This window comes from Pseudorhodoplanes sp. (assembly GCF_050250235.1).
Taxonomy (GTDB): domain Bacteria; phylum Pseudomonadota; class Alphaproteobacteria; order Rhizobiales; family Xanthobacteraceae; genus Pseudorhodoplanes.
In genome coordinates, this window is sequence record NZ_JBFWPA010000019.1 from 41,141 (window position 1) to 66,187 (window position 25,047).

Below are 25,047 nucleotides of genomic sequence, written 5' to 3' on the forward strand. Positions count from 1 at the left end.
TCACACGCCATGCAACAGCGGAACGCCGCCGCCGCTAATTCAGCGCCGCCTCGCGCACCGGCGCGCCGTGGGTATTCGGGATCTTGTCGGCATAGGTCTTCACGAAATCCGACATCGGCGCGTTGTGCCCGGCCGGCGGGTCGAGCGCATGGTCGGTGTATTTGACCGCATCGGGATCGGAATAAACCTTCTTCAGGATCTTGCGATATTTTCGCACCAGCCTGACCCAGCGAACAGCCGTCCGCGTGAAGTCGTAGGCGCGCCACGGATAGAAGATCAGCGGATTGACGATCGTCATGCCGTAGCGGCGCTGGGTGCGGATTTTCCGGCGGACGAAGCCGAATTGCAGCGGATGCACACCCTCGATCCGCGAGGCGCCGGAGAACAGCGTGATACCGTCCATCACCTTGGTCTTGTTCAGGCCGGTCGCTGCGGCGCGGCGCATGATGGTTTCGACATGCTCGTCCGAGTAATAGCGGGTCCAGGCGCTGCGATAGACCTCCTCCCATGTCTCCTTCGACATGATCGGGTGGGCCGTGCAGGCGTGTTCGAGATCGTATTTGTTCAGGTCCGGATCGACCGGTACGCCCTTCAGATGCAGGACCTTGTGATCCTCGGAGCCGGGCAGGGGTGTTAGATAGAAGAATTCGAGAATATCGACCGGCAATTCCTTCTTGATGATCTCGATGTCGCGCGCGATCGATTCCGGAGTGTCGGTCGGGAAGCCGAGGATATAGCCGGCGAAGGTCATCACCTTGGCCTTGCGCCAGGCGTGGAACATCTCCTGGTATTCCCAGATCTTGTTCTGCCGCTTCTTCGCGCCGGCGAGCGATTGGGGATTGATGTTCTCCAGCCCGATGAACACGGCGGTGCAGCCCGCCCGCGCCGCCTTCTCGATGAAGCCCGGTATCCTGTGACACAGCGTGTCGACCTGCAGCAGCAGGCGGATCTTGAAGCCTTCCTGTTCCCGCAGATGGATCAGCCGGTCGAGGATCGGTTCCCAGTTCTTGTTGCGGGCGTAATTGTCGTCGGTGATGAAGAAGCGGGTGATGTTCTGCTTGGCGTTGGCGCGCACGATGCCTTCGACGTCGTCGGCGGTGCGGTAGCGCGATTTGCGGCCCTGCACGTTGATGATGGTGCAGAAGCTGCACTGGAACGGGCAGCCGCGTCCGGCATCGAAGCTGGCGTAATGCCCGGCGACGCGGGTCACGACCTCGCGCGGCAGGATCGGGAAGGTGGCCGCCTCCATGCCGGGCTGGTCCTTCAGGTAATTGTAGATGCCCTTCGCCTGTCCGGACGCCATGTCGCGCAGGAAGTCGGACATGCGGCCCTCGGCCTCGCCGGCATAAAGCACGACGCCGAGATCGAGCGCGTCCTGCAATTCCGGCGTCAGCTTCGGCAGCATGGAGATCACGCCGCTGACATGGAAGCCGCCGATCACGACCGGAATATCCTGCTGCCGGAAGATGCGGGCAAGATCGAGGGCGCGGGGATATTGATTGGACTGCACGCCGACCAGGCCGACAAAGCCGCCGCCGGCTTGCCGGATGTCGCGTACGATTTTCCTGACGTCGACGACGGTGTTGCACTCGTCCATGGCCTCGATGTCGATCTCGACATCGTCGCCGAGGGTCCGGGCTTCGGCGCATTCACGCAGCAGCCCATACACGCTGGCGAGGCTGTTGGACGGGATGGTCGAGCGCCACCACTGGATGACATAACCGTCCGCATCGTAATGCGACGGCTTGATCAGAACGATCTTGAAGCATCGCGACGCGACCGCGGCCGGCGGCGGGGCCGCTGCGGTCGCCTCGCGGTCACTCGCAATGACTGCCGATGCCCCCATTGCGCCAGTGGACACGGATTTTGCCGGAACTGCAAGGCCAGGGCGGCCCGGAAGCGGGCCTGCCGCGGCGGCGCGGCGAGCGGTTTCGATGCCGGTCCGGGTCAGAAACCCGGATGGAAAATATCGTCAAAATTGGTGCCGCTTTCGTCGTTCATCTCGGTCTGGAGCTCGTTCCCGAGATTGATGCCGCCGGTATCACGCCCGATATCCCCGACGCCGGGCAAGCCGGTCGCCTGCGGCGGAGCCACCATGTCGCGATAGGCCTGCATGGCGGTCTCGCCGCCGACATAGGCGCACCGGCACGAGGTCGGGTCGGCATAGACATAGTAGCGCTGACCGTTCTTGCGGTGTGGCACGAACCGGTGCGGCGGGATGGAGCGCAGCCGCGCCATTTTTTCCGGGGTGTTCGCTTCCCGCATCTTGAAGCCCGCGTCCTCCAGCTTCATCCCGGTGGCGAGTTGGGAGGGCTGCGCGCGGACCGGCGCTACCGAAAGCAGCAGGACAAGGCAGCACAGGAGGGTCAAGGCGGTGCGGGTTGCGGGCATGACGGGCCTTTCAGACGGATACCGACCCGGCCTGAGCCGAAGCCATAAGCAAAGTCGAGGTTCGGAACGATGCGATCACTGTTATAGAGGATCATGGGCGATTTTCGGAACCCATCATGTATCAGACCACGATCGGGCGACAGCGCTTTACCTTCGGGGACCTCAAAGTCCTCATGGCCAGGGCTTCTCCGCTGCGATCCGGAGACCGGCTGGCGGGCGTCGCTGCGGAGAGCGGCGAGGAACGGGTCGCCGCGCAGGTTGCGCTCGCCGACCTCCCGCTCGATACCTTCCTCAACGAGACGGTGGTGCCCTACGAGCAGGACGAGGTGACCCGGCTCATTATCGACCGGCACGACCGGGCGGCCTACGCCGCGGTATCGCATCTCACGGTCGGCGGATTGCGCGATTTCCTGCTCTCCGACGAGGCGACGGCGGCTGGACTTGCCGCGCTTGCGCCCGGCCTGATGCCGGAGATGGTCGCCGCGGTCGCAAAGATCTGCCGGTTGCAGGACCTCATGGTGATCGCCTCGAAATGTTCGGTGGTCACGCGCTTTCGAAATACCATCGGGCTGCCCGGGACATTGTCGGTGCGGCTGCAGCCGAACCACCCGACAGATGACCCGCGGGGGATCGCGGCCAGCATCCTCGATGGCCTTCTGCTTGGCGCGGGCGACGCCGTGATCGGCATCAATCCGGCGACCGACAGCCCGGAACGCGTTCATGCGCTGCTGTCGATGCTGGACGACATTCGTGTAAAACTCGACATCCCGACGCAATCCTGCGTGCTGGCGCATGTCACCACCACGCTCGACCTGATCCGCAGGGGATCGCCCGTCGATCTCGTGTTTCAGTCGATCGCGGGGACGCAGGGCGCGAACAGCAGCTTCGGCGTCGATCTCGCGCTGTTGTCGGAGGCGCGCGAGGCCGCCTTGTCGCTGCACCGCGGCAGCGTCGGCATCAATGTCATGTATTTCGAAACCGGTCAGGGTTCGGCGCTGTCGGCCAACGCGCATCACGGCGTCGACCAGCAGACGCTGGAAGCGCGCGCCTATGCGGTGGCGCGGCATTTCCAGCCGCTGCTCGTCAACACCGTGGTCGGCTTCATCGGTCCGGAATATCTGTATGACGGCAAGCAGATCACGCGCGCCGGCCTGGAGGATCATTGCTGCGGCAAGCTGCTTGGCCTGCCGATGGGTGTCGATGTCTGCTACACCAACCACGCGGAGGCCGATCAGGACGACGCCGACGCGCTGCTCGCATTGCTGACGGCGGCCGGCGTCACCTTCGTGATGGGGGTGCCGGGCGCCGACGACATCATGCTCGGCTATCAGAGTACCTCGTTCCATGATGCGCTGGCGGCGCGCGATCTTTACGGCAAGCGCCCCGCCCCGGAATTCGAGGCCTGGCTGCACCGGCAGGGGCTGATCGACGAGGTCAATCGCATCCGGCCGCAGGCGCTGCCGGGCCGCTTCCGCGCGCTGTTGCCGGCATGAACGACAAGCTTGCGCCCAAGGATACGGTTTCCCCGATCTGGCGCGGTCTGCGAACATTGACCGCCGCGCGCATCGGGCTTGCACGCACCGGTGCCTCCATCGGCACCGGACCGCTGCTTGAATTTCAGCTCGCGCATGCACGCGCCCGCGACGCCGTGCATGAGGAACTGGATGCGGAGAAACTTCGCTCCGACCTGTCCGCATTCGGCCTGCCGGTGCTCGTGGTCGACAGCGCCGTCGGCTCGCGCCGCGACTACCTGATGCGGCCCGACCTCGGGCGTCGGCTTTCGCCGGAGTCGGAAGCGGCGCTTGCGCCTCATGCCGGGCAAACCGACGTCGCGCTGGTTGTCGCCGACGGCCTGTCCGCGCGCGCCGTGCAGACCCATGCGGCGCCGGTGCTCGCGGCATTGCTGCCGGCGTTGCAGGCGGAGCGATTGACCATCGCCCCGCTGGTGATCGCACGCAATGCTCGCGTCGCAATCGGGGATGCGATTGCGCAGGCGCTGCGGGCCGACGCGGTCACAATCCTGATCGGCGAGCGGCCCGGCTTGTCCGCACCGGATTCCATGGGCGCGTATCTCACCTGGCGGCCCAACGCGGAGACCACCGACGCCGACCGCAACTGCCTCTCGAACATCCGCACCGAAGGCATCGGCCATGCCGACTCGGCCTTCAAGATCGCGCATCTTCTGCGCGCAATGCGCATGCGCAGATTTTCCGGCGTTCGGCTGAAGGATGAGTCCGACCTGCCGCCGCTGCCTATTCCAGACGCGGGATGAGGCTGTCAGGTTTGGCGAAAACGTGCCGCACCCTGCCGCGCGGCATAAACCTTAATATGTAATGTTAAAGCAAGTTGCGCCAGTGCCGCTTGCCACCTTTGATTGATCCGCGCCGGCCGGCCCTGTAGCCGTTGAGTACAACCTCACGGTGCAAACGGTGCAGCGATGCGACAGAATGGTCACAAGCGATTGCCGATACTGCAAGCGGCCTGGCTTCTGGCGCTTGCCGGGCTTTTCGTGATCTCCAATCCCGGCGTCCTGCAACGGATTTCAATCGTCGTCGAGGAAGGCAAGACCGCGGCGCTGCTCGGTCTGCTGGGCGTGTGGTTGATGTCCCTGTTCGCCGTGCTGTGTGTCGTCACATCATCGAGCCTTGCGGTCCGCGCCTTCTGGGGCATTTTGCTCGGCGCATCGACGGCGTCCGGACTGATCTTCCTGCGAACCAGCGGCGGCGAACTCTCGGTCTTCGACATCCTGTCGATCTGGTACGCGCGATACGGCGCCGGGGACGCGATCGCGTTTCATCAGTTCGACTTCGCGCTTGGGATTGCCGTCGCTGTGCTTCTGGCACTGGCTGCCATCCTGTCGCCGTTCCGCGGCCGCCTGCTTCCGCAATGGAAAGTTCTCTGGTGCTTTCCGGTTGTGCCCATTCTTGCGATCGTGGCGATCATCCATGCGCGTGAAGGGCAAGGCAGCCGCGGTCTTCCGCAGCAATTCGCTCCGCTGGGCATGATTGCGCTGGTCGCACCGATCCTCGTATCCGACCAGAAACAGGAGCGACAAGCCGTCGCCTGGGAACCCGGCCCCGGCCTCGCTCGCAAGATCGTGCTGCTGGTCGACGAAAGCGTCCGATCCGATCACATCGACCTGCAATCGAGCAGCCGAACGTCGCCAGAGCTGGCAGCGCTTCGCGACAAGGTCGTCAATTTCGGTCCGGCAGCCTCGGGATCGAACTGCTCCGCCTATTCCAATGCGATTCTACGGTTCGGCGCGAAGCAGGATGACCTCACCCACTCCGTCCGCACCAACGCGCCAATCTGGAAATTCGCCAAGGCTGCCGGCTACAAGACCGCGTTCATCGACGCTCAGGCGGTCCTGGTGAAAAAATACGGCAGCAAGTTCAACAATTTCATGACCGCCTGGGAAGCCCAGGACATCGACTATTATGTGGAGCTTGATGGAACGCAGCCGGCCCACGATCTCGACCATCAGCTGATCGAGAAGGTCCTGGAACTGATGCGGTTGCCGGAGCCGGTCTTCATCTATGCCAACAAGGTCGGCGCGCATTTCCCCTACGAGGACCGATACCCGCCCTCCGCGCGCGAATTTCAGCCGACCTTGCAGGACGAACGGTCGCCGCAGGCGCGGACGAATTCATACAGGAACGCGATCCGCTGGTCGGTCGATCGGGTTGTCGCCCGACTGCTTCGGGATACGCCGTCCGATGACGCGGTGGTGATCTACACATCGGATCACGGGCAGAATCTGAGCGAGGGCCGCCTGACCCATTGCAGCGTAGAGGGGCCCGATCCGAGCGAGGCGGTGGTGCCGTTGCTTGTTTCGACCAATAGGCCAGCCCTGAAAACCAGCTTCGATGCGTCGACGAACGGCACCGCGGGGCATTTCAGCCACTTCGATATCGCGCCGACCCTGATGAAGCTGATGGGTTACCGCGCTGAGGATGTTCTTTCCTATTATGGGTCGTCGCTGCTCAGTCCAATGGTGCGCAAGCCGATTCAGTTTTCTTCGGGAGACATTTTCGGACTGTTTTCAGCGACGGTACGATGGACCGATATCGATTTGCCGGAACGATCGCGTCAGCCGGACAACGCGCGGCCTCAGCCCGCGACCGAGGCTCGCGCGAGCGAAACGGACCCATGAGTCCGTTCCGGACATCGGTGGTGGCAGGCGGCGTGCTCCTCGTGAGACGCCTTGCCGGCAATGCCGCGCATCGCTGATTTGAAAAGCAGGCTCAATGCGCCTTCAACGAACCAGCGCCCGCCCCGGCACCGACAGGAACAGGCGACAGGGCGTGCTCTTCGCGGTCGTGGTCTCCATCCTGATGTGGGTTGCGATAGGCCACGTCATATGGGCCATCGCCCAGGCATTCTGAATTGCCGATCGATCAAGGCGCGACTCCTGCGATGGCAGGGTCGCGACGCAGCCGCCACCAGAGCCGTGCGCCGAAAGCGATGATCGGCAACGCGGAGAACGGCAGAAAGCCGGTCATGCCGAGCGCGACGGTCAGCGCCGGCGTCGCCCACACCGCGAGCATCAGCGCGTAATCCAGCGGCTCGTTGTCGGCGCGGTCCATCAGCTTCACGACGATCCAGCCGAACACCACCATGTCGTAGTTGAAGGCATAGGGCGTGACCGTGAAGATCGCGGTCACGAACAGCGCCATCGAAAGGGCCGGATCGCGCCTGCGCCAGAAGGTCCAGACCACCGCGGCGACGGTCGCGGCCGACACCACGGACTGGATCGCGATGCACGCCGCCATCGGCAGCCCGGCGATCTTCGCATTCATGAAGGCGGTCGGCATGTGCAGCATGAAATTCTGCACGCCCTCGAAGGTATGACGCCGCTGGATCGGCATCGCGTCGCGGATATAGGCGGTCCAGACCTCGCCGCCGAAGACCAGCGCCGTTGCGACCAGCAGGATCGCGATGGTCGCTGTCGCCGCGACGACCGTTCGCCAGCGTCCGGTGAGCACGAGCATCAGCGGCAGCAGCAGGCCGAGCTGCGGCTTGATGCTCAGCAGCCCAAACAGGATGCCCGAAAGCACCGGGCGGCGGTCGAGCTGCGTCAGTCCGCCGACCAGCAACGCTGCGATGATGAAGCCGTTCTGGCCGCACCAGATATTGACCGTCACCGCCGGAGCGATGATCAGCAGCAGCAGATGTTCCGGCCGCCTGGAACCTTCGCTTGCGACCGCGACATAGAGGATCAGGCCAAAGACGCAATAGACGACATAGGCCGTGACGTAGGGCATCAGCCCGAGCGGCCAGGTAAGCAGGAGGAGATGCGGCGGATACGACCAGATGTGGATCGGGTAATCGGCGCCGAAATTCTTCTGCAGCAGCGCCTGATAGGCGCCGAACTCGAAATACGGCGCCGGATTCCCGGAAAGCGCGAGCTTGGCCCCGAGCCAGGCATTGACGAAATCGCGGCCGAGATAATATCCGACTGCATCGTAGGGCAGCGGCGATTTGACGAGATAGCCGATCTCGAGACCGAAAATGACGACGCCGAACGCGAAAGCGAGCTTGAAGAACAAGTCCCGGTTCGCCTCCTGCATCCGCAACGATGCCGCCGCCTGAACCGACATTGCGCATTCTCCCGATGTGAAACCGCGCGGCGTTTCGCGCGGAATATCGGGGCCGACCCTTTTCGATTTGCTTAACCGTAATCGAAAAGGCGGCATTTCCGGCACCGGATAAGCCGCGCCTTAACCCCCACCTGCGATGGATAGCCCGGGATGACCGGACGCGGGCGCGTGCGCCGGCGACAACGGGACGGGCGGCGAAATGCAGGGCAAGTCGATGGCGTTTGGCGGCGGAGAGCGTTTCGAGCCCGCTGCCGAATCCGAACGGGATACGTTGCGCGCCCTGGCCGAACGGCTGCCGCGCCCGGCCCGGTTTCTGATCGTCGGCGGTCTCGGCCTGGTCACCGACCTCGGCGCTTTCACGCTGGTTGTCAATTTCGGCGTCTCTCCGCTGATCGCCCGCCTGGTCTCTCTGTCGCTGGCGACGCTGGTGACCTGGCGGCTCAACCGCGCGCTGACATTCGATCGCAGTGGACGCCGGCAGCACCGCGAAGCGATTCGCTACGGCGCCGTCACGGCAGCGGCGCAGGGCACGAGCTACGCGGTCTTTGCGGTCCTGACATTGACTCTGCTCGCAGGCCTGCCGCAGGCCGCGATCGTGATCGGCGCCGCCTGCGGCGCGCTCATTTCCTACAACGGTCACCGGCTGTTCGCCTTTGCGCCGGTCGCAGCAACCCACACTTCAAAAAACCGGTGACGGCGCCCAATCATGACAAGACATGTTGACGTTCTGGTGATCGGCGCGGGTCCGGCCGGTCTCACTGCGGCCTATTGCCTGACCAAGGAAATGCCTTCGGTTCTGGTGATCGAGAAGGACCCGGTCTATGTCGGCGGCATCAGCCGCACCGTGCGCTACAAGGATTATCTGTTCGACATCGGCGGCCACCGCTTCTTCTCCAAGGCGAAGGAGGTGGTCGATCTCTGGCATGAAATCCTGCCGGACGATTTCATCGAGCGCCCGCGGCTGTCGCGAATCTATTACGGCGGCAAATATTATTCCTATCCGCTCAGCGCATTCGAAGCGCTGACCAATCTGGGTGTGATCCGAAGCGCCGCCTGCGTGCTGTCCTATGCCTGGGCGCGCGCCAATCCGATCGCCGATGCGAAGACGTTCCACCAATGGGTGCGCAACCAGTTCGGCGAGAAGCTGTTCTCGATCTTCTTCAAGACCTACACCGAGAAAGTGTGGGGCATGTCCTGCGACGAGATTTCCGCCGACTGGGCGGCGCAGCGCATCAAGGGGCTCGACCTCGGCGTCGCGATCAGGAATGCGCTGATGCGTGCCCTGCCGAAGCGGAAATCCGCATCGGCGGATGGCGCCGTGGTGAAGACGCTGATCGAGAGCTTTCAGTATCCGCGCAAGGGCCCGGGCATGATGTGGGAGGCCGCGGCCCGCAAGATCCAGAAACAGGGCGGCACCATCCTCAAGGGCAAAGAGCTGAACAGCCTTTCCTATGACGCCAGCCGGGGATTATGGACCGCACAGGCCACGCTCGCCGACGGCACGACCGAACGCTATGTCGCGCGTCATGTCATCAGTTCGGCGCCGGTGCGCGAACTGGTCGAAACGATCTCGCCACGCCCGATCTCGCTGTTGCATGCGCGCGCGCTGCGCTACCGCGACTTCCTTACCGTCGCGCTGATGGTCAACAAGGAGAACCTGTTCCCGGACAACTGGATCTATGTCCACGATCCGAAGGTGAAGGTCGGGCGGGTGCAGAATTTCAGTTCCTGGTCGCCGGAAATGGTGCCGCCCGGCATGAGCTGTCTCGGGCTGGAATATTTCTGCTTCGAGGGCGACGATCTGTGGGATTCGAGCGATGCCGACCTCGTAGCGCTGGCGAAACGCGAAATCGCGCAGATCGGCCTCGTCAAGGCGGGCGATGTGGTCGATGCCTGCGTGGTGCGGCAGCCCAAGGCCTATCCGGTCTATGACGACGCCTACCGGCAGAACATGGAGATGGTACGGCTCGATCTCGAAACCACGTTCCCGACGCTGCACATGATCGGCCGCAACGGCATGCACAAATACAACAACCAGGATCATGCGATGATGACGGCGATGCTGACCGCGCGGAACATCCTCGCCGGCGAGCGGCTCTACGATGTCTGGGACGTCAACGAGGATGCTGAGTATCACGAGGCCGGCGCGTCAGGCGCGCAGCATGCGCTGAAGAGCGAACGGCTGGTGCCGGAGCGGGTGCGAGCGGCAGGGTAGGGCACTCGTCATTCCGGGGCGCGCCCGAAGGGCGCGAAGCCGGAATCCATGTCCGTCCGCCGCGCGATCAGCAGCGCAACCACCAGCGTGGCGTCAAACCCCACCGGCACCTTTACGATCGGAAAGATCAGAACGAGCAGCAGGGCTGCGCCGAGTCCCGCCTGTTCGCCCGGCAACGCGCCGCGCGCCTGCATCTCGCGGAACAAGAACGCCATCGCGACCGCCAGCGTCACATCATCGTACATGAAGAGATAGGGCGGCACGAGCAGGATGCCGACGGCAAGGCCTGCGGCCTTCAGATTGAACGGCGCGCGGCTTCGCCACAGCAGACAGAGCAGCAGCCCGGTCGCTCCCGCCAGCATCCATTGCAGCACGAAGGCGAGTGTTTCGCCGCCGCCGAGGATGCGCACGAGCCCGAACAGGCTTTGCAGCTTGGACCAGTCCGCAAGTCCAAGCGAGAGCGCGGCCTGAGAGGCGCTGCGCAGCGCATCGAAGAAGCCCTCCCAGACCTCAAAACCGAAGACGAGCCAGGCGGCGAGCGCCAGCAGCAGCGTGGTCGCCGCCGCCGCAAACAGCACGCGCCAATAGCCGCCCGCGATCAGCACCAGCGGGATCAGCACGCCGAAATGCGGCTTGAACGACAGGAGGCCGAGCAGGATGCCGGCCAGCAACGGCCGGCTGTTCAGGACGATCAGCATGCCGCCGATCAGGGCCGCGGTGAGAAATCCGTTCTGCCCGACAGAGGCGTTGGCGACGATGCCGGGAAACGCGCAGGCCATGACAAGTCCCACCGGACCGCGCATGATGGCAACCATGACGGCGGCGAAAGCCGCGAAAGTCATGGCCACCCACGCGACATGTGCCGCCGTGAGCGGCAGCATGGCGAGCGGGGCGGCCGCGAAGAAAAACGTGGGCGGATAGACCCAAGGATATTCGCCCGCGAAGTCACGGCCGAGCGCGGCGACCTGCGCAGCCTTGTGTGCCACTGCGTCGTAGGCCGCGGCCGCCTGGCCTTCCAGCGCGACCCGTCCGCCCGCCCAGACATTGACGAAGTCGGTCGGAATCGGCAGGCCGTCCGCACCGACGAGAATGGTGCCATGCAGGAGCGCGAACACGAGATAGAGCGCATTCGCCACGCACAGGCCGAACAGGGTCAGTTCGACCGGTTTTGCGAGCGATGCGGCGGGAGCCTGTATTGCGGCGATCGTCGAGGGCGGCATGGCGGCTTCTGTCGCGCGTGATATCGGAACCGCAATCCTAGCGCCGTCAGGGCTAAGGAGGCTTTAAGCGGCGATGGTGCCGCTCGCCGTGCGGCAGGCCGTCCTGTAACGTCCCGCCCGGCCGGGCGTTGGAGGCCGCCATGACCAGATCTAACCATGCATCCATTGTGCGGCATCCGATGTTCGGGTTCCTGTGTGCCGGCTGCGGCCGCTGTCTTGAGGAATTGCGGGCCTGGCAACTCGGCGCCGAGCGCTTCTATTGCGGCATTCTGTGTCGCGAGGTGGACGAGGCGCTTCCGGCCCCGCCGCTTCGGCCCCGTGCCAAACCAGCCGCGGGGTGACGCCGCCTGAACATTTGAGACGCCGCCTGAGCATTTGAAATGCTGCGCGGGTACGTATATCTAGGGGCCGAATCCGGTCCGGATCGCGCACGCGCGCGCCCCTGCTGGGGGATGGTGAAATGGTATCACAGCAGACTCTGACTCTGTTTTTCTAGGTTCGAATCCTAGTCCCCCAGCCAGTTCAATATTCAGCGAAGATATTCGGCGACCGCGGCTACGGCCTCACGAGAGCCTGGAACGCCACTCACTCGGCGACTGGCCGACCGTCTTCTTGAACGCCCGGCTGAACGCCGCCTCCGACTCATAGCCAACGTCCTGGGCGATCGCAGCAATCTTGGCACTGCGATCCGCAAGCCGCCTGGCGGCAATCTGCATGCGCCACCGCGTCAGGTACTGGATCGGCGCGCAGCCGAGGAGATGTGAAAATCTCTCGGTCATTGCCGAACGCGATGCGCCGGCTTCGGCTGCGAGGTCCTCCAGCGTCCAGGCGCGGGCGGGACGCGCGTGCAGCAGCGCCAGCACCCGCCCGACAAGCGGATCGCGCAACCCGGCGAGCCAGCCGGTATTGTCGGTCGCGAGCGTGTCCATATGCATGCGGATGACCTCGACGAACATCAGTTCCGAGAGCTTGTTGAGAATGCTCTGGCTTCCCGCACGCTTGCTCGTCGTCTCGGCCGTGGCGAAGCGAATGAACTGGTCGAGCAGCCCGCCCGGAGCATTCGATGTATTGCGACCGACCCGCATGAAGCGCGGCAGCGAATCGAGCAGCGGATTGAATGGCCGAACATCGCAACTGAAGAAGCCGCAAACCAGATGGGTCTCCGCGGGTCCTTCGGTTCCAGTATGCAGCATGAAAGGCAGTGCGTTGTCGTCTTCCGGCCGGCGGTAGATTTCCGGGACCGGCTCGGCGCGCATGCCTTGCGTGCTGGAAAGCGCATGGGGATCGCCGTGCGGCATGACGGCAATGTCGCCCTCGTTGAGCCTGACCGGATCGAAGGGGCCGCAATCGACCAGCGAAATCCAGCAGGACCCGCTGGTAACCACATGATACTCGATTGCGTGCTGTGCGCCGGGCGTCACCTCATTGGCGATTTGTGCCGCAGGCGGCGCTTCGGCGACCCAGGGCGATCTCGCGCTGACATCGTAGAATACCGAACCGGTCAGGCGCACGGCCGAAAGCACGTCTGACAGGACATCGGTGCTCATCGAGACTTCCTTTCACCGGAGGCGGATCGAAGTCTTGCCGGGGCTGAGCGTTCCGTCTTGCCCCGCGCCCGCCGTGGCGGACGCAGAAGCAAGCCGACCGGACGCGCGGGCCGGGACGATAGCAAGTCTGGACGCATGGGCAACAAGTCTGGCGGCTCGGTCATTCAGACAAGGCCTCAAGGCGGGTAATCCGACCGCGCCGCCTTCAGGGCGTTTCATATAGGGAGACCAGCATGACCACCGTGATCGAATGCCATCCCGGCGTTGCGAAGACCGGACCCGACCTCGCTGCCGTCAAGGCCAAACAACAGGCGAGCTGGGCATCGGGTGACTACGCCATCGTCGGCACCACGCTACAGATTGTTGGAGAGCGTTTGGCCGAGGCGATGGATTTGCGTTCGGGCCAGACCGTGCTCGACGTCGCGGCCGGCAACGGCAACGCGACGCTGGCTGCCGCACGCCGCTGGTGCGAGGTTACTTCGACCGATTACGTCGATTCCCTGCTGGCGCGCGGTCGTCAGCGGGCCGAGGCGGAGGGGGTCGCCGTCCAGTTCCGGACCGCCGACGCCGAGAAACTCCCGTTCGCGGACGGCGCGTTCGACGCGGTGGTGTCGACCTTCGGCGTGATGTTCACCGCCGACCAGGATCGCGCCGCGGCCGAACTGCTGCGGGTGTGCCGTTCCGGCGGCAGGATCGGTCTCGCCAACTGGACCCCGGACGGTTTCATCGGGCAGATGTTCAAGGTCATCGGCAAGCACCTGCCGCCACCGGCCGGCGTCAAGTCACCGGCAATGTGGGGCACGCGCGCGCGCCTGCAGGAGTTGTTCGGCAAGGACGCGAGCGAAATTGTCGCCGAGCCACGCATTTTCAACTTCCGCTATCGCTCGCCGCAGCACTTCCTTGAGATTTTCCGAACCTATTACGGGCCGATGCTCAAGGCATTCGAGGCACTCGACGATGCCGGCAGAACGGCGCTCGCGCGCGATGTCGTCGCTCTGGTCGAACAGTCCAACGCGTCGACGGACGGCACGATGGTGGTGCCGTCGCAATATCTGGAAGCCGTCATCATCAAACGCTGAACCGCCGCACTACGCCCGGACCGACGGCGAAACGTCGTGCAGGTCAACGGTGTGGGGTCCCTTCGACGTGCTCACAACCAGCAGACGACACTCCGACCGGACGGCGCCAGGAGACTATGCGGCGTCTGGTCGCTCCTTGATGGCGCAACAGGTTTGATGATCAGCGCATGGTCGGACGCCGGGCGAAAACCCGGCGTCATCGGCCCGCCTTGTTGAACCTGGCAGTCGCGACGGGCGCGTCATCGCGATCCTTGCGGTCGAACCAGTATTTGGCAAAAACGACCTCGCCGCCGTTTGTGGGACGGAATTCGAAATGATCCTTGCCGTTCTTCGAGAAGCGAAGCACGCCATCCTTGAACTGATATCGTACGGTCTGGCAGTCACGGTCGTAGCAATAGGATGCTGTATTGTTCTTCAGCATTTCAAATGTCGAGATGTTGTTTGATTGTCCCGTCTTCCGCCAGACCCAGTTTCCGCTCCATCGCAGGTTCAGATCGATGCCCACGTTCTGCGCGGGCTGCGCGGACGCGACGATACGGGTCAGCCGGCCATCGATGTTCTGGATGTCCTGGATTTCGATCGTGGTCTTGCGGACGTTCTGATTGCGGTCCCGGCATTCTGCGACGAGGAGGACACGCTCCGGGCTGACCCTGATGTCGATCCCGTCACAAGAGCGCTGGAAGGTGGACTTGCCCCTCCCGTCGAATGTCAGGCGCCCATCGACGTTATGGTAGCCATGCAGATCGAAATCAGCCGGCCCCGTTCGACCAGATCGGTCGCGGCACGTCGCCCCGATCGACACGTCGCCGGCGGGGCGCTCGATCCGGATATCGTTGCAGGATCGCTGAAAGTTCGACGGCCCGGCGTGAGCCGGTCCGGCGCACGCGAGCGCACCGATTGTGATGGCGACAAGCCCCAGTTCTCGCATGTCCAAAGTTCCCCCAACGCGCGTCAAATCCCGGTGCGGTAGGTCGTACGCGATGGAAAAAATCCGAGTCAAGCTCAGTGGGCGAACGCATTGCTGCGACCAGCGATCGCGGTCCTGGTTGGTCGCGATCGGCGAGGCCCTGTTGCTTTATAACTTCCTGTGATCATCTGTGAATAAGCGCGTTGACGTTTTTGCCTGCATCACATCACGGTATCGCCGCGGCTTCTTCGTTGCGAAGGGAATGAAATGTTTCTGGAAAGGACATGGCGCCGAGGCGCCATTGCATGTCTTGCGCTGTTTGCTGGGTTTCAGTTCTCGTGTGAAGCGGCGGCGCATGCGCAGGCCAAGCCCTACGCGCGCAAGGGAGAATGGATCGTCGAGGTGATTCCCGACCGCAGCGGCCGCCCATCCTTCTGCCGCGCCAAGCGGCCCTATGGCACCGAGACCTGGCTCGCCTTCTCCAGCGGGAAAGGCCGGTTCGCGATCGAGTTCAGCGGGCCGGGATCGCTGGTGGCCGGGGACAAATACGCCGTCCAGTTCTGGATCGATCGGCCGCGTTCCGAGGGTCCGACATCGACATTTGCCGCCAAGGTCGACGATCCGAACGACTGGGAGTTCATGCGCATCCGGGACAACATCGACGAGATCGGCGACATCGATCTGCTGATGAATGGAAAGGTGCTGCACATCCGTTCGGCGTCTGAAAAGTGGCAATACGATCTGCGCGGTGCAAATGCCGCGCTCCAGACTCTCTTCGAGTGCCGGGACCGGGTCGTTCTGAACCAGAAGGCACCCCCAGTGGCGCAAGCCGCGCCACCTCCGTCCCCTGCGGTCAATCCGCGGCCGCGGAATGCGCCTCTTGACTGGGTAAAGACCGCGCCGGGCCGGCCCATGGACCCGCGTGCGAAACCGGCTGGAACCATGCCCGATGGATTGGGCGTGTTTGCGTGCATCGGCGCGCATAACGGCGGCATGCATCCCGGAACGGCCGGCGTCTGGATCGAGGGCTGCTCGATCGGCTTCGGCGGCCGGGAAATTGTGGCAAGAAATTACTCCGTGATGCTTGGCACAGGACGCTGGGTCGCGGCCTCTCAGGGCACGATCCCACAAAGGGCACATGCCGGCGGGCACGAAGCCGACGGCCAGCCGCTATATGTCTGCCGGGTGCGGCTGCAGGACGGGACTTTTGTCGGCAAGATACGCCGTGGCTTCAACGGCTGTAACTACAGCGATCGCGGACGGGAGCGCACCGCCGGCTCCTACGACGTTCTCACGGAATAGCGCGGGGATGGAGCGAGCGTCCATGAAAGTCGCTTTCCAAAAGCGCCGGGTCATCGCAGCCTTGGCAATCGCCGCAGCCATGCTTGGTCATGCGAACACACCGTTCGCCGCCGAAAGCCGGCCTGTCGACTGCGAACTGACGGTTCGCGGCACGACCTATATCAGGGGCATCTGTCAGTTCCGCCCGACCGGCGGCGGCGGGTTCCAGATCAGCGGCGACGACTATTTCGCCTATGTGAACGTCACCGGGCGCGGCGTCGCAGAGGCGAGTTGGAACGAACATCCGGAATCGACTCATGCTCAGGCTCCGCTCGGAGTCGTCACCCGCAAAGGCGCGTGCTGGACCGGTGCCAACGCGACCATCTGCGCGCGCGATCTCTCGCCGGAAAAGGCGAGGGCCGTAACCGCGGCTCAGCCGGACGGATTGAGCCTGTTCCCCAATCTGCCGGGCGCCAGCAGCGCCTGTATCGGGGCCGAGGGCAAGCTCGAGCCGGGCTCCGCGCTGGTTCTGCACAATTGCCGCCTGCCGGCCGACCACATCTTCGTCCGCCGCGGCGACGGCAGCCTTGGCATCGCGAAGCGTCCCGACCTCTGCCTCGCGGTCGAGGCTCCTGGCATGTCCAAACCGCCGCAACTGATTGTCGATGTCTGCCGGCCCGACCTGCCGCGGTGGACCACCGCGGCCAACACGACTCAAGACGCCGTCGTGCGATCGTCTGACGGGATGTGTCTGACCATCCCGAAGGCCAGCGATCCGAACGCCAGGTTCCCATTCTTCGTCGGCGTCGCGCCGTGCAGGAGCGGCGCCGGGGCGCTGACCTTCTTTCTGACCAAGGGTTAGGCTTCTGACCAAGCATCAGGTTCCGGACCGAGCCTGATGATGGTCATGGCAAGGGGCGGCTGCGGTCCGGTGCACATGTCGGCACGGCGTGTTGTGGCGGGTGTGCGAAACCACTAATATTGCGTGCCGTCTGCGGATGCAGCAGTGGTCGGATATTTCGCGGTGCCGGCGCGTTAAATCCGCCGTTCATCTTTGTGGATTCTCGTGATCGATAGGATGTGTTGCGTATGACCGCGCGACTGTTATCCGGCTTTTTGGAGCGCCTAGCTGGCGCGCTTCTGCTCTGCGTCCTGGGCGTCGGCGCTGCGTTATCGCAGCCGCTGGTCGTCGCGCTCGGTGACAGCAACACCGCGGGCTGGGGCGTCGGGCAGGGCGCCGCCTTTCCGTCCCAGCTCAACGCGATGCTGCAGCGGCGGGGCTACAACGCGCGCATCGCAAATGCCGGCGTTTCGGGCGACACCTTCGGTGGGATGCTCAGCCGTCTCGATTCCAGCGTACCGGCGGGCACGCGCCTTGTGATCGTTCAGGGCGGCTACAACGATCTCATCCGCGGAACGCCCCGCGATGTGATCATCGCCAGGATGCAGGGCATTCTCTCGCAATTGCGGGCGCGCCGCGTTCCGGCGGTGCTCTGCGGCTTCTTCTTTCCGGAATGGGACGCGGTCGGCCGCAAACTGGCAGCGCAATATGGCGCGCGCTTCGTGCCGGGCAGCACCTGCTATTCACCCAGGCATACCGGCCCGGACCGCCTCCACATGTCCGCGGAAGGTCACGCCGTGGTGGCGCAGCGGCTCATGCCGGTGGTGCAGGGTGCGCTGGGCGTGTCGAGGGCGCAGGCGGTGAAACGACCGGCGGCGAAAAAGGCTGCGAAGAAAGCGGCAGCGAAGAGGCCGGCACCGCGGTCGTGATATTGGGTGGCGCCGCGGCGCCATGCGATATTGCATTCAGACCGATGCCGACTGAAGCGGCCCGGCTGAAGCAGACGACAATGCGGTGACCGGACGCGGACCTACGCCGTGTGGCCGTCATCCGGATCGAGCGGCATGTTCTTTTTCTGCTGCGGCGTCATCCGCGCCGGATCAGGCTCGCCCGGTACGCCGCGCGGGCCGAGGGTCTCGCGCTGCATCTCGTCCTCGGTCCTCAGGTGATCGCGGTTCTCCGACAGCGGACGGGGCTCTTTCGGCTGCGGGTCTTTCGGATGTGTCATGACATGCTCCTGCGCGACCGCCAAACGCCTCATGGCCGATTCCGTTCCAACGCGTCTTGCGGACGCTTCCCCACGAATTTAGCGCGGCAACGCCTCCAGCGCGTGTGCCATCGGGGCGTTCGGAATCTTCAACAGGCCGGTGAAAGGCTGCCCCAACTCCAGAATCAGGTAGATCGCGCCCGTTGCAGAGAGCGCGAACAGCGCAAGCGTGCCGATCACCAGCGGCCCTGGCCGCGCGAACAGGCTGAAGCTCGCGAAAATCATGGTCAGCCAGAAGATCAGGATCGCGAGAAACGGCATCGGGATCGGTTCCTGAGCTTGTGTGAAGAGAAGGAGGCGGGCCTGCGCAGTTTCCGTGATCAACTGGACCGCGCGGGTCTGAAGGTTGCGCTGTCCTTCGGTGACCGGTTGGAGTGCCTGGGTTCTTTGATAGAGTTCAAGCCCCTCCGCGTTGACCTTGAACGGCCGGCCGGCAGCTCGCGCCGACGGATTCCAGATCTGGCTGGCCATGAGGTTAGTGTTTTTCCGCAACGCCTGCCGCGCATCGGCGGCCTCGGGGCCGTATTGCGAAAGGAGGAGGTCGAGCAGCACGATGTTCGCGGTGAGCTGGCGGATCTGACCGCTTTGCGTATCGTATGAACTCTTTGCTGACGCGATCAGAAGGCCGAGGACCAGCGCGGCGATGGTTCCGATCAGGCCGGTCGACAGCCGAATAACCTCCTTCGCCTCGCTGCTGAGCTTGTCTCCCGGAAGGAGCCCACCGAGCAGAATGCCGGCGAGGATGCATCCGAGCGCGAGTAGCGACAGCGCGATCGAACTCATGACAATCTCCCGCTCGGCTCATGCCTTCTCGAGCGCGATCGACAGATCCTCGATGATGTCGTCGGCATGTTCCAGCCCGACCGACAATCGCAAGAACCCATCCGTAATGCCGAGGTCGGCGCGCGCCTGTGCGGTGATGCGCTGGTGCGTCGTCGTCGCCGGGTGCGTGATCAGGCTCTTGGCGTCGCCGAGATTGTTGGAGATGCGCACGACCTGCAATGCGTCCTGCACCGCGAAGGCGGCCGTCTTGCCGCCCTTGACCTCGAAAGCGACGAGGTTCGAGCCGCCCTTCATCTGGCGCTTGATGACATCGGCCTGCGGATGGTCGGCGCGGCCGGGATAGATCAGTCGTGAAATCTTCGGATGCGCCGCCAGCGCGTCGGCGACCTTGCCGGCCGAGTCGGTCTGCTGGCGCACGCGCAGCGGCAGGGTCTCCAGACCTTTCAGCATCACCCATGCGTTGAACGGCGACATCGAGGGTCCGGTCTGGCGGTGCAGGTTGTGGATGTTGTCCTGGATGAATTTCGCAGAACCCAGCACGATGCCGCCGAGGCAGCGGCCCTGGCCGTCGATATGCTTGGTCGTGGAATACACCACGCAATCCGCGCCGAGCGTCAGCGGGCTCTGCCACAGCGGGGTCGAGAACACGTTGTCGACGGTGAGCGTCGCGCCCGCGTCATGCGCGATCTTCGCAACGGCCGCGATATCGACGACTTCCAGCGTCGGATTGGCCGGAGTCTCCATGAAGAAGGTCTTGGTGTTGGGCCGTACCGCATTCTTCCATTGACTGAGATCGGTGCCGTCGACCAGCGTGGAGGTCACGCCGAAGCGCGGCAGCAATTCCTCGACCACATAGAGACACGAGCCGAACAGCGCGCGCGACGATACGATGTGATCGCCGGCCTTGACCTGGCCCATCAGCGCGAGCGTCACCGCCGCCATGCCCGTCGCGGTCGCACGTCCATCTTCTGCGCCCTCGAAATCCGCCATGCGGGTCTCGAACATGCGTACGGTCGGATTGGCGAAGCGGGAATATTGAAAGCCCGGGCTCTCGCCCTTGAAGCGCGCCTCGGCCTGCGCGGCGTTCTCGTAAACGTAGCCCTGCGTGAGAAACAGCGCCTCCGAGGTTTCCGCGAATTGCGAGCGCAGGATTCCATGATGCACAAGGCGCGTCTCGGGACGGAATTGGCGCTGCGGTGACTTTGAGTCCGATGACTTTGAATCCGACGACATAGCTGGCTCCAGACACAAAAAATCCCGGCCGAAATCCGGGCCGGGCACATGTGTCCCCGGCCTTTTAGCAATTTGTTTAACGTGGCTGCAAGCCGGCCGGCTCAAATGACCACGGATCGGATTTGGTCTTACGATGGGAGACGAGGGCGCGTCAAGCGTGCGTGCGCGCTACGCCGCCCGCGCCTTCTTCGCTGCTTCAATCGCCGCCCATACCCGTGCGGGGGAAGCGGGCATGTCGATATGGCGGATGCCATAGACCGACAACGCGTCCACAATCGCGTTCATCACGCAGACCAGCGCACCGGCGCAGCCGGCTTCGCCGCAGCCTTTGGTGCCGAGCGGATTCGTCGTCGCGGGCACCGGATGGCTGACAAAGCCGATATCGGGAAACTGATGCGCGCGCGGCATCGCGTAATCCTGAAACGAGCCGGTGAGCAATTGTCCGTCCTCGTCGTAGACCGCGTTCTCCATCAGCGCCTGGCCAAGCCCCTGGATCACGCCGCCATGCACCTGGCCCTGGACCAGCAGCGGATTGACGATGGTGCCGAAATCGTTGACCGAGGAATAGCGAACGATCTCGACTTCGCCGGTCTCCGGATCGATTTCGACCTCGGCGGCGTGGCAGCCATTGGGAAAGCTCGACGGAACGCCTTCGGCGACGATGCTGGCGTCCAGTGTCGCGGGTGTGCCGTCCGGCAGCTTCAGCCCGGCGCGGAGCGTCTCGGCAAGCTCCATCACGCCGATGGCGCGGTCGGTTCCGGCGATCACGAAGCGTCCATCGTTGAATTCGATATCGGCGGGTGCCGCTTCAAGAACATGCGAGGCGATCGCCTTGCCGTTCTCGATCACCTTTTCGGACGCTTCCAGAATCGCGGCCCCGCTCGCGGTGATGGAGCGTGAGCCGCCGGTGCCGCCGCCGGCGATCAGCTGATCGCTGTCGCCCTGAACCAGACGGATGCGTTCGAACGGGATGCCGAGCGCGCGCGACAGCACCTGCGCATAGGGCGCGGCGTGGCCCTGGCCGTAATCCAGCGTGCCGGTGATGATGGTGACATCGCCATTCTCTTCGAAGCGAATGCCGCCCATTTCCTTGCCGGGAGGCGCCGTCACTTCCAGAAAAGAGCCGATGCCGAGCCCGCGCAGTTTGCCGCGTGCTTGGCTCTCGCGTTTGCGCGCGGCGAAGCCTTCGATATCCGAAACCGCGAGCGCCTCGTCAAACAAGGCGCGGAAATCGCCTGAGTCGTAGTTCATGCCGGACGAAGCCGCGAACGGGATTTGCGCCGGCGCGATGTGATTGCGGCGCCGCAATTCGAGGCGGTCGATCCCCATCTCCTGCGCGGCGGCGTCGATCAGCCGCTCCATATAGTAATTGCCTTCGGGACGGCCGGCGCCGCGATAGGCCGAGACCTGGGTCGTGTTGGTGAACATGCACTTGGTCGACACTTCGAGCAGCGGCGTGCGGTAGACGCTCGGCGTGTTCTTCACCGCGTTCATGGTGCCGGGCAGCGGCGCCACCATGGCGAGGAACGCGCCCATATTGGCGAAGCTCGTCAGCCGCACCGCAAGGAAATGCCCGTCCCGGTCGAGCGCAAGCTCCGCCGTCACCTCGTGATCGCGCCCATGCGAGTCGGAGACGAAAGCGCCCGAGCGGTCATCGGTCCATTTCACCGGACGCCCAAGCATCTTCGCCGCATGCAGGATGCAGACATATTCCGAGTAGGCCTGCCCCTTCATGCCAAACGAGCCGCCGACATTGCCGGTCAGCAGGCGCACCTTTTCGGGTTTCACGCCCAGGAGATCGACAATCTGGCCCTTCATGCCGAACGCGCCCTGGCTCTGCGCGTGCAGAGTGAAGCGCTCGCTCTTCGGATCGTATTCGGCGACCGCTGCGCGCGGCTCCATCGCCGCCACCACGAGCCGCGTGTTGCGCAGCGACAGCTTCGTCACGTGCGCGGCCTGTTCAAAGGCGGCCGCGACTTTCTCGGTGTCGCCGTAGTGATAATCGAGCGAGACGTTGCCAGGCGCCTCGTCATAGAGCTGCGGTGCGCCGGGTGCGGCGGCCTCGCTTGCAAGCGTCACGGCGGGCAGGGGCTCGATGTCGAGCACGACCGCTTCGGCCGCGTCGCGGGCTTGTGAAGCGGTTTCGGCGACCACGAATGCCACCGGATCGCCGACATAGCGCACCTTGTCGGATGCGAGCGTGAAGCGCTGCGGCTTTTTCATCTCCGAGCCGTCGCGGTTCTTGAACGGCACGATGCATTTGAAGGTGCCGTAGCCGTCGAGGTCGTTCGCCGTATAGACGCCAAGCACACCGGGCATCGCGGCGGCTTCGGCAATCTCGATGCCCTTGATGACGCCATGCGCATGGGGTGAGCGCACCATCACCGCATAGGCTTGCCCGGGAAGCGCGATGTCATCGGAATAATGCCCCTGGCCCTGCACCAGCGTCGGGTCCTCGGTTCGCAGCACCGGTTGCCCGACTCCGAACTTCGCTACCGCCCAGTCGTCGCTCTTGGAAAGATCTTCGCGGATGTTCATGCGGGGGGATTGCTCGGTTTGAGGGCGGCATCTCCCGAAATAGCGGTGGGAACCGGGCCGGGCAAGGATGGGCAGCGGCATTGCAGTCTCCCGGAAGCCGCAGGACACCCCCGTTCAGGACACCCAGCTCAGGACACCCCGTTCATCATGGGAAAAACCTGTCGGCAGGAACGGTTTCCTCCGGAACGCAAAGCACGCTAGACTTTGCCCGATCTTTGGACACAACGCCGCGGAACCCGGGAGGGCGTGCGGCAGGACGAGTTTGATGAGCGACGAGGTTCGGGCGACCGGCCTCGGCCCCGCGCGTGACCGAGCGCCGGTCGATTCCGCGCCGCGGTCCCGCTTTCAGGGGGGTCGAGGCTCGCCCCAGCACAGGGTGCAGGACGAATCTGCGCCGTATGATCCAGGGCGCCGCGAGGCGCGGTCCGACCCGTCCGCATGGGGCACCGATCTCTACGGCCCGACCTATGCTGCGCTCGATCTCGGCACCAACAATTGCCGGTTGCTGGTGGCGCGGGCGACCCATGACGGGTTCCGGGTGATCGATGCGTTTTCCCGGATCATCCGGCTGGGCGAGGGAATCACGGCGTCCGGACGGCTCGGCGAGCCCGCAATCGGCCGCGCCATCGAGGTGCTCGGCATCTGCCGCGACAAGATGCGCAATCGGGGCGTCACCCGCACGCGGCTGATTGCGACCGAGGCCTGCCGGCTGGCCGAAAACGGCGCGGAGTTTCTGGACCGCGTGCGCAGCGAAGTCGGCATCGTACTTGAAATCGTCGATCGCGAGACCGAGGCGATGCTGGCGGCGACCGGCTGCACGCCGCTGGTCGACCCCGAGGCCGAGGGCGCGATCCTGTTTGACATCGGCGGCGGCTCTTCGGAAATCGCGCGTCTCGGCCGGCCGAAATCTGCCCGGCGGGGCCCACCGGAACCGGCGATGCAGGGCTGGACCTCCCTTCCGGTCGGTGTCGTGACGCTCGCCGAACGCCATGGCGGCATCACGGTGACGCCGGAAATTTTCGAGACCATGGTTGCCGAAGCCGCCTCCCATATCGCGTCATTCGCACGCGACCACGCGGCCCATCGGCCCACCACCCACCTGCTCGGGACTTCGGGCACCGTCACCACCATCGCAGGCGTTCATCTCGGGTTGCGGCGCTACGACCGGCGCAGAGTCGATGGCTGCTGGATGATGGACGAGGAAGTGACCGAGGTGATGCAGCGCCTGCTCGCGATGTCCTATGACGAGCGCGTCTGCAATGCCTGCATCGGCGCCGAGCGCGCCGACCTCGTCCTTGCCGGCTGCGCCATCCTGGAGGCAATCCGACGCGCCTTTCCAAGCGGCCGGCTGCGCGTCGCCGATCGCGGGCTGCGCGAGGGCATGCTGGTACAGATGATGCGTGCCGATGGCGTGTGGCGCGAGGCGGGCGCTTCGTGAAAGCCTCGAAAGGCAGCGGCGGACGCGAACTCAAGACCCGCGTCAAGACCGGCAGGAACCGTTCGCTCTCCTCCAAGCTCTGGCTCGAGCGGCAGCTCAACGATCCCTATGTGGCGCGCGCCAGGCGCGAAGGCTATCGCGCACGCGCGGTCTACAAGCTCGCCGAAATCGATGACAAGGCGAAACTCTTCAAACCCGGCGCCCGCGTGGTCGATCTCGGCGCTGCTCCCGGCGGCTGGAGCCAGCTCGCAGCGCAACGCGTGCGCGCAGCCGAGGGCAAAGGACGGGACAAGGGCCGCGTGGTCGCGATCGACATTCTGGAAATGGACGCAATTCCGGGAGTTGATATCCTGCATCTGGATTTCCTCGACCCGGCGGCGCCCGACATTCTGAAGGACAAGCTCGGCGGCGCGGCCGACGTGGTTCTGTCCGACATGGCCGCGAATGCCACCGGTCATCGCAAGACCGATCATCTGAAGATCGTGGCTCTGGTGGAGGCGGCGGCTGCGTTCGCCGCGGAGGTGCTGAAGCCCGGCGGCGCCTTTCTCGCCAAGGTAATTCAGGGCGGTACCGAGGGCGAACTGCTCGCCATGCTCAAGCGCGATTTCGCCAGCGTGAAGCATGTGAAGCCGGCCGCGAGCCGCCAGGATTCGGCTGAGCTTTATGTGCTGGCGACGGGTTTTCGCGGTCGCGCAAGCGAAGCCTGA

The 25,047-nt window shown here is 64.3% G+C and carries 22 protein-coding genes, 1 tRNA gene and 1 riboswitch; of the genes, 13 read left to right on the top strand and 10 right to left on the bottom strand.

Annotated elements, in window-relative coordinates; translation table 11 throughout:
• Positions 1-34: 34 nt before the first annotated feature.
• Positions 35-1,861, bottom strand: coding sequence for a B12-binding domain-containing radical SAM protein (locus AB7F49_RS11265; protein ID WP_428522313.1), 1,827 nt, complete (start codon positions 1,859-1,861; stop codon positions 35-37).
• A gap of 86 nt (positions 1,862-1,947) precedes the next feature.
• The gene (locus AB7F49_RS11270; protein ID WP_428522315.1) at positions 1,948-2,391 is read right to left on the bottom strand and encodes a hypothetical protein; all 444 of its coding nucleotides are present in this window, start codon (positions 2,389-2,391) and stop codon (positions 1,948-1,950) included.
• A gap of 116 nt (positions 2,392-2,507) precedes the next feature.
• Here AB7F49_RS11270 and AB7F49_RS11275 point away from each other — a divergent pair, with 116 nt between their 5' ends.
• The 3 genes from AB7F49_RS11275 (at position 2,508) to AB7F49_RS11285 (ending at position 6,544) form a co-directional block, all read left to right on the top strand.
• Positions 2,508-3,884 (top strand): ethanolamine ammonia-lyase subunit EutB, encoded by a 1,377-nt coding sequence (locus tag AB7F49_RS11275; RefSeq protein WP_428522317.1) that lies wholly within the window; start codon positions 2,508-2,510, stop codon positions 3,882-3,884.
• Complete coding sequence (gene eutC, locus AB7F49_RS11280; protein ID WP_428522319.1) at positions 3,881-4,663, top strand: ethanolamine ammonia-lyase subunit EutC; 783 nt, start codon at positions 3,881-3,883, stop codon at positions 4,661-4,663. Before AB7F49_RS11275 ends, eutC begins: the two co-directional genes overlap by 4 nt.
• 165 nt (positions 4,664-4,828) lie before the next feature.
• Positions 4,829-6,544, top strand: coding sequence for a sulfatase-like hydrolase/transferase (locus tag AB7F49_RS11285; RefSeq protein ID WP_428522321.1), 1,716 nt, complete (start codon positions 4,829-4,831; stop codon positions 6,542-6,544).
• 244 nt (positions 6,545-6,788) lie between these two features.
• On the opposite strand, the gene AB7F49_RS11290 is transcribed toward AB7F49_RS11285, so the two are convergent.
• Entirely contained in the window at positions 6,789-7,991 is a 1,203-nt protein-coding gene (locus AB7F49_RS11290) for a glycosyltransferase family 87 protein (RefSeq protein WP_428522323.1), read from the bottom strand.
• A gap of 199 nt (positions 7,992-8,190) precedes the next feature.
• Between AB7F49_RS11290 and AB7F49_RS11295 the strand changes: the two genes are divergently transcribed.
• Both AB7F49_RS11295 and AB7F49_RS11300 read left to right on the top strand, forming a co-directional pair.
• A complete protein-coding gene (locus tag AB7F49_RS11295; RefSeq protein WP_428522325.1) occupies positions 8,191-8,685 on the top strand; it encodes a GtrA family protein in 495 nt (164 codons plus the stop codon).
• Between the two features lie 12 nt (positions 8,686-8,697).
• Complete coding sequence (locus tag AB7F49_RS11300; protein ID WP_428522327.1) at positions 8,698-10,206, top strand: NAD(P)/FAD-dependent oxidoreductase; 1,509 nt, start codon at positions 8,698-8,700, stop codon at positions 10,204-10,206.
• Positions 10,207-10,214: 8 nt separating this feature from the next.
• Here the strand turns inward: AB7F49_RS11300 and AB7F49_RS11305 are convergent, their stop codons facing one another.
• Entirely contained in the window at positions 10,215-11,426 is a 1,212-nt protein-coding gene (locus tag AB7F49_RS11305) for a glycosyltransferase family 87 protein (protein ID WP_428522329.1), read from the bottom strand.
• A gap of 140 nt (positions 11,427-11,566) precedes the next feature.
• Here AB7F49_RS11305 and AB7F49_RS11310 point away from each other — a divergent pair, with 140 nt between their 5' ends.
• Complete coding sequence (locus AB7F49_RS11310; protein WP_428522331.1) at positions 11,567-11,767, top strand: hypothetical protein; 201 nt, start codon at positions 11,567-11,569, stop codon at positions 11,765-11,767.
• Between the two features lie 105 nt (positions 11,768-11,872).
• Positions 11,873-11,946, top strand: a tRNA-Gln gene (locus tag AB7F49_RS11315).
• A 43-nt stretch (positions 11,947-11,989) separates the two neighbouring features.
• Here AB7F49_RS11315 and AB7F49_RS11320 read toward each other — a convergent pair.
• A complete protein-coding gene (locus AB7F49_RS11320; RefSeq protein ID WP_428522333.1) occupies positions 11,990-12,973 on the bottom strand; it encodes an AraC family transcriptional regulator in 984 nt (327 codons plus the stop codon).
• A gap of 233 nt (positions 12,974-13,206) precedes the next feature.
• On the opposite strand from AB7F49_RS11320, the gene AB7F49_RS11325 reads away from it, so the two are divergent.
• The gene (locus tag AB7F49_RS11325) at positions 13,207-14,052 is read left to right on the top strand and encodes a class I SAM-dependent methyltransferase (protein ID WP_428522335.1); all 846 of its coding nucleotides are present in this window, start codon (positions 13,207-13,209) and stop codon (positions 14,050-14,052) included.
• A 196-nt stretch (positions 14,053-14,248) separates the two neighbouring features.
• On the opposite strand, the gene AB7F49_RS11330 is transcribed toward AB7F49_RS11325, so the two are convergent.
• Entirely contained in the window at positions 14,249-14,980 is a 732-nt protein-coding gene (locus AB7F49_RS11330; RefSeq protein ID WP_428522337.1) for a CVNH domain-containing protein, read from the bottom strand.
• A 246-nt stretch (positions 14,981-15,226) separates the two neighbouring features.
• Here AB7F49_RS11330 and AB7F49_RS11335 point away from each other — a divergent pair, with 246 nt between their 5' ends.
• The 3 genes from AB7F49_RS11335 (at position 15,227) to AB7F49_RS11345 (ending at position 18,010) form a co-directional block, all read left to right on the top strand.
• Entirely contained in the window at positions 15,227-16,261 is a 1,035-nt protein-coding gene (locus AB7F49_RS11335; RefSeq protein WP_428522339.1) for a DUF3421 domain-containing protein, read from the top strand.
• A gap of 22 nt (positions 16,262-16,283) precedes the next feature.
• Positions 16,284-17,102 carry a hypothetical protein gene (locus AB7F49_RS11340; protein WP_428522341.1) on the top strand — a complete coding sequence of 273 codons (819 nt, stop codon included), beginning with the start codon at positions 16,284-16,286 and terminating at the stop codon, positions 17,100-17,102.
• A gap of 227 nt (positions 17,103-17,329) precedes the next feature.
• Positions 17,330-18,010 (top strand): GDSL-type esterase/lipase family protein, encoded by a 681-nt coding sequence (locus AB7F49_RS11345; protein ID WP_428522343.1) that lies wholly within the window; start codon positions 17,330-17,332, stop codon positions 18,008-18,010.
• A 101-nt stretch (positions 18,011-18,111) separates the two neighbouring features.
• Here AB7F49_RS11345 and AB7F49_RS11350 read toward each other — a convergent pair whose 3' ends face one another.
• The 4 genes from AB7F49_RS11350 to AB7F49_RS11365 all read right to left on the bottom strand — a co-directional run bounded on the left by AB7F49_RS11350 (position 18,112) and on the right by AB7F49_RS11365 (position 22,902).
• Entirely contained in the window at positions 18,112-18,342 is a 231-nt protein-coding gene (locus tag AB7F49_RS11350) for a hypothetical protein (RefSeq protein WP_428522345.1), read from the bottom strand.
• A 45-nt stretch (positions 18,343-18,387) separates the two neighbouring features.
• Positions 18,388-19,131 carry a DUF4239 domain-containing protein gene (locus AB7F49_RS11355; protein WP_428522347.1) on the bottom strand — a complete coding sequence of 248 codons (744 nt, stop codon included), beginning with the start codon at positions 19,129-19,131 and terminating at the stop codon, positions 18,388-18,390.
• Positions 19,132-19,149: 18 nt separating this feature from the next.
• A complete protein-coding gene (locus tag AB7F49_RS11360; RefSeq protein ID WP_428522349.1) occupies positions 19,150-20,364 on the bottom strand; it encodes an O-succinylhomoserine sulfhydrylase in 1,215 nt (404 codons plus the stop codon).
• A gap of 44 nt (positions 20,365-20,408) precedes the next feature.
• Positions 20,409-20,487, bottom strand: a riboswitch (SAM riboswitch).
• A gap of 45 nt (positions 20,488-20,532) precedes the next feature.
• Entirely contained in the window at positions 20,533-22,902 is a 2,370-nt protein-coding gene (locus AB7F49_RS11365) for a xanthine dehydrogenase family protein molybdopterin-binding subunit (RefSeq protein WP_428522351.1), read from the bottom strand.
• A 376-nt stretch (positions 22,903-23,278) separates the two neighbouring features.
• On the opposite strand from AB7F49_RS11365, the gene AB7F49_RS11370 reads away from it, so the two are divergent.
• Complete coding sequence (locus tag AB7F49_RS11370; protein WP_428522385.1) at positions 23,279-24,340, top strand: Ppx/GppA phosphatase family protein; 1,062 nt, start codon at positions 23,279-23,281, stop codon at positions 24,338-24,340.
• Positions 24,337-25,047 carry an RlmE family RNA methyltransferase gene (locus AB7F49_RS11375; protein ID WP_428522353.1) on the top strand — a complete coding sequence of 237 codons (711 nt, stop codon included), beginning with the start codon at positions 24,337-24,339 and terminating at the stop codon, positions 25,045-25,047. The genes AB7F49_RS11370 and AB7F49_RS11375 overlap by 4 nt, the downstream gene beginning before the upstream one ends.

Bases quoted from the DNA above. Each gene is read 5' to 3' on its own strand.
- AB7F49_RS11270 (WP_428522315.1), bottom strand. From the start codon at position 2,391: ATGCCCGCAACCCGCACCGCCTTGACCCTCCTGTGCTGCCTTGTCCTG.
- AB7F49_RS11275 (WP_428522317.1), top strand. From the start codon at position 2,508: ATGTATCAGACCACGATCGGGCGACAGCGCTTTACCTTCGGGGACCTC.
- eutC (WP_428522319.1), top strand. From the start codon at position 3,881: ATGAACGACAAGCTTGCGCCCAAGGATACGGTTTCCCCGATCTGGCGC.
- AB7F49_RS11285 (WP_428522321.1), top strand. From the start codon at position 4,829: ATGCGACAGAATGGTCACAAGCGATTGCCGATACTGCAAGCGGCCTGG.
- AB7F49_RS11290 (WP_428522323.1), bottom strand. From the start codon at position 7,991: ATGTCGGTTCAGGCGGCGGCATCGTTGCGGATGCAGGAGGCGAACCGG.
- AB7F49_RS11295 (WP_428522325.1), top strand. From the start codon at position 8,191: ATGCAGGGCAAGTCGATGGCGTTTGGCGGCGGAGAGCGTTTCGAGCCC.
- AB7F49_RS11300 (WP_428522327.1), top strand. From the start codon at position 8,698: ATGACAAGACATGTTGACGTTCTGGTGATCGGCGCGGGTCCGGCCGGT.
- AB7F49_RS11305 (WP_428522329.1), bottom strand. From the start codon at position 11,426: ATGCCGCCCTCGACGATCGCCGCAATACAGGCTCCCGCCGCATCGCTC.
- AB7F49_RS11310 (WP_428522331.1), top strand. From the start codon at position 11,567: ATGACCAGATCTAACCATGCATCCATTGTGCGGCATCCGATGTTCGGG.
- AB7F49_RS11320 (WP_428522333.1), bottom strand. From the start codon at position 12,973: ATGAGCACCGATGTCCTGTCAGACGTGCTTTCGGCCGTGCGCCTGACC.
- AB7F49_RS11325 (WP_428522335.1), top strand. From the start codon at position 13,207: ATGACCACCGTGATCGAATGCCATCCCGGCGTTGCGAAGACCGGACCC.
- AB7F49_RS11330 (WP_428522337.1), bottom strand. From the start codon at position 14,980: ATGCGAGAACTGGGGCTTGTCGCCATCACAATCGGTGCGCTCGCGTGC.
- AB7F49_RS11335 (WP_428522339.1), top strand. From the start codon at position 15,227: ATGTTTCTGGAAAGGACATGGCGCCGAGGCGCCATTGCATGTCTTGCG.
- AB7F49_RS11340 (WP_428522341.1), top strand. From the start codon at position 16,284: ATGAAAGTCGCTTTCCAAAAGCGCCGGGTCATCGCAGCCTTGGCAATC.
- AB7F49_RS11345 (WP_428522343.1), top strand. From the start codon at position 17,330: ATGACCGCGCGACTGTTATCCGGCTTTTTGGAGCGCCTAGCTGGCGCG.
- AB7F49_RS11350 (WP_428522345.1), bottom strand. From the start codon at position 18,342: ATGAGGCGTTTGGCGGTCGCGCAGGAGCATGTCATGACACATCCGAAA.
- AB7F49_RS11355 (WP_428522347.1), bottom strand. From the start codon at position 19,131: ATGAGTTCGATCGCGCTGTCGCTACTCGCGCTCGGATGCATCCTCGCC.
- AB7F49_RS11360 (WP_428522349.1), bottom strand. From the start codon at position 20,364: ATGTCGTCGGATTCAAAGTCATCGGACTCAAAGTCACCGCAGCGCCAA.
- AB7F49_RS11365 (WP_428522351.1), bottom strand. From the start codon at position 22,902: ATGAACATCCGCGAAGATCTTTCCAAGAGCGACGACTGGGCGGTAGCG.